Origin of the sequence: Sphingomonas sp. 179-A 2A2 NHS, from assembly GCF_045371305.1 — a bacterium.
Classification (GTDB): domain Bacteria; phylum Pseudomonadota; class Alphaproteobacteria; order Sphingomonadales; family Sphingomonadaceae; genus Sphingomonas.
In genome coordinates this window covers 1-2,481 of sequence record NZ_JBIQDE010000030.1, presented here as the reverse complement: position 1 = coordinate 2,481, position 2,481 = coordinate 1, and the positions used below count along the sequence as shown (strand labels likewise).

Here is a 2,481-nt window from a genome sequence, read left to right as displayed (position 1 = left end):
GTAAGCGTGGCGTGAGGACCGCAGTTTATGCGGCTTGGGCTGTTGGCTGATCTGTCTGGGGCACCCAGTTCCACGGCATCAGCTCGTCCCAGCGGGTGGCGGGCCAGTCGCCGGCGACCCTGGCGATGACATCGGCGATATAGGCCTGCGGGTCGACGCCGTTGGCCTTGCAGGTCTGGATGACGGTGTAGATGGCGGCGGCTCGCTCGCCGCCTGCGCGCGAACCCGCGAACAGCCAGTTGCGCCTTCCCACGGCGACGCCGCGCAGGGCCCGCTCCGCGATGTTGTTGTCGATCTCCAGACGCCCGTCACCCAGGAAGCGGCACAGCGCTGGCCAGCGTTTGGTGCCATAGGCGATGGCTTTGGCCATGTCGGACTTGGGCGACAGGCGGCGAAGGGCAGCGTCGAGCACCTCGCGCAAGGCGTCGACCAGCGACTGGCTTCGTTCCTGTCGCGCTCGACGGCGTACATCCGGCGGCTGACCACGCACCTCCGCCTCGACGGCATAGAGCGCGCCGATGCGCTCCAGGATATCGGTGGTCAGCGGCGTGGAGAGGCGCTCGTGCAGGTCGAACACCTTGCGCCGGAAGTGTGCCCAGCATGCCACCTCTGTGACGCCACCGCGGTACAGGGCGTCATAGCCCGCATAGGCATCGGCCTGGAGAAAGCCGCGAAAGCCGGCGAGATGCGCCTGCGGGTGCGCCGCGGTGCGGTCGGGCGTGAAGCGATACCATGTTGCGGGCGGTGTCGTGCTGCCGGACGCCTGGTCGTCGGCGGCGTACACCCACAGCCGCCCGGTCGCGGTCTTGCCACGGCCGGGGTCGAGCACCGACACCGGCGTGTCGTCGGCGTGGATCTTGTCGGTCTTGAGCACCTCGTCACGGATACGGCTGACCACCGGGTCGAGCAGTGCTGCAGCTTGCCCGGCCCAGCCCGCGAGCGTCGAGCGGTCGATCTCGAGCCCCTGCGCGGCCATCATCTCGGCCTGGCGGTACAACGGCAGATGGTGGTCGAACTTGGAGACGACGACGTGCGCCAGCGTCGCGAAGGTCGCCTTGCCCCGCGCCACAGCGCTGACCGGCGCGGGTGCCTGGACGATCTTCTCGCAAGACCGGCAGCTGTATTTGGGGCGGACGTCGCGCACGACCCGCCAGCGCACCGGCACGATGTCGAGCATCTCGTGCGCGTCCACGCCCAGCCGGCGCAGCGCACCACCGCAGTCCGGGCAGGTGCAGATACCGGACGCCGGCTCGTGGACGACCTCCTCGCGCGGCAGATGCTCCGGCAGACTGCGGACCGGTGCCAGGCGCGGCGCTACTCCAGGCGCCGCAGTCTCGACTTCGGAAACATCCCGCTCCGTTTCCAGCTCTTCCAGCGCCAGCTCGAGCTGTTCGATCTCGCGGCCCAACTTCTCGGAGGAGGCACCGAACTGCATCCGCCGCAGTCGGGCGATCTGCCCGCGCAACGTGTCGATGAGCAGATCGCGGGCGGCGAGCGCGGCATTCGCCCGGGCGAGCGATGCCTCCAGCGCGGCGATCCGCGCGGTGGCATCAGCAGGGGAAACAGGCGCTTCCAGCACCCGCATTTCATAACAGATCACGCATCGACGGGCGAGAAAAAGCGTCGCAAAACCGCCGTTTTCACCCCGCCAGCGTCGGCGTGAACGTCCGCTCTGGGCGACGCCAGTCGATGCCCTCCAGCAGCATCGACAATTGTGCCGGCGTCAGCGTCACCGTGCCCGTCGCGGTCACCGGCCAGACGAACCGACCCCGGTCGAGCCGCTTGGAGAACAGGCACAGGCCTTGCCCATCGAACCACAGCAGCTTGACCAGATGACCCCGCTTGCCCCGGAACGCGAACAACGCGCCCGAGTGCGGGTTCTGGGCCAGCACCTGCTGCACCAGTACCGCCAGGCCATCGAACCCTTTGCGCATGTCGGTGACGCCACACGCCAGGAACACCCGCGTCGGCAACGGCGTGGGGCTCAACGCAGCACCGACAACACTCGCGCCAGCGCGCCGGCGTCCACCGACCCGTCCACGCTCACTCGGACGCCACCCGGAAATTCGATGCAGATGAGGCCAGACGTGGATGTCGCCGGCTGCGGCGCAGGTGCGGCGACATCGGCCACGCGCACCTCGGCGAATGCCGGCAGCGCAGGCGCGACCCCGCCCAGCTTGCCCAGCCGCGCCTGCTTGCGCCACGTATAGATCAGGCTGCTCGACACCTCGCGCCGGGCGATGACATCACGGACCCGCACGCCCGGCCGGAACGCCTCGGCCAGGATCTCCAGCTTCTCCGCGTCCGACCAGCTCCGTCGGCCCGATACCCGGCCGACCACCTCCACACGACCAGTCGTACGAGCGCTCGTACGACCAGTCTCAGAACCGAAAACTTCCCGCACCGCCCGCGCCCTCGTCAAAGACGATAAGCATCCCGGCTACGGCCAAACGAGCAAGGCGGCCCTCAGGCCACGCTTAC

At 68.7% G+C, this 2,481-nt stretch carries 3 protein-coding genes; all 3 read right to left on the bottom strand.

The features are described 5' to 3' along the window. Window positions 1-25: 25 nt before the first annotated feature. Genes tnpC through tnpA form a run of 3 tightly spaced genes read right to left on the bottom strand, consistent with a single transcriptional unit; the run spans window position 26 to window position 2,404 of the window. Complete coding sequence (tnpC, locus tag ACH0AE_RS17790) at window positions 26-1,585, bottom strand: IS66 family transposase (protein ID WP_063687080.1); 1,560 nt, start codon at window positions 1,583-1,585, stop codon at window positions 26-28. A 55-nt stretch (window positions 1,586-1,640) separates the two neighbouring features. Further along, window positions 1,641-1,988 (bottom strand): IS66 family insertion sequence element accessory protein TnpB, encoded by a 348-nt coding sequence (gene tnpB / locus ACH0AE_RS17785; RefSeq protein WP_025292355.1) that lies wholly within the window; start codon window positions 1,986-1,988, stop codon window positions 1,641-1,643. Further along, window positions 1,985-2,404, bottom strand: a complete 420-nt coding sequence (gene tnpA, locus ACH0AE_RS17780; RefSeq protein WP_046406666.1) for an IS66-like element accessory protein TnpA — start codon at window positions 2,402-2,404, stop codon at window positions 1,985-1,987. The genes tnpB and tnpA overlap by 4 nt, the downstream gene beginning before the upstream one ends. Window positions 2,405-2,481 lie beyond the last annotated feature (77 nt).

Excerpts from the sequence above, each read along its gene's own strand:
- tnpC (WP_063687080.1), bottom strand. The coding sequence starts at position 1,585 with ATGCGGGTGCTGGAAGCGCCTGTTTCCCCTGCTGATGCCACCGCGCGG.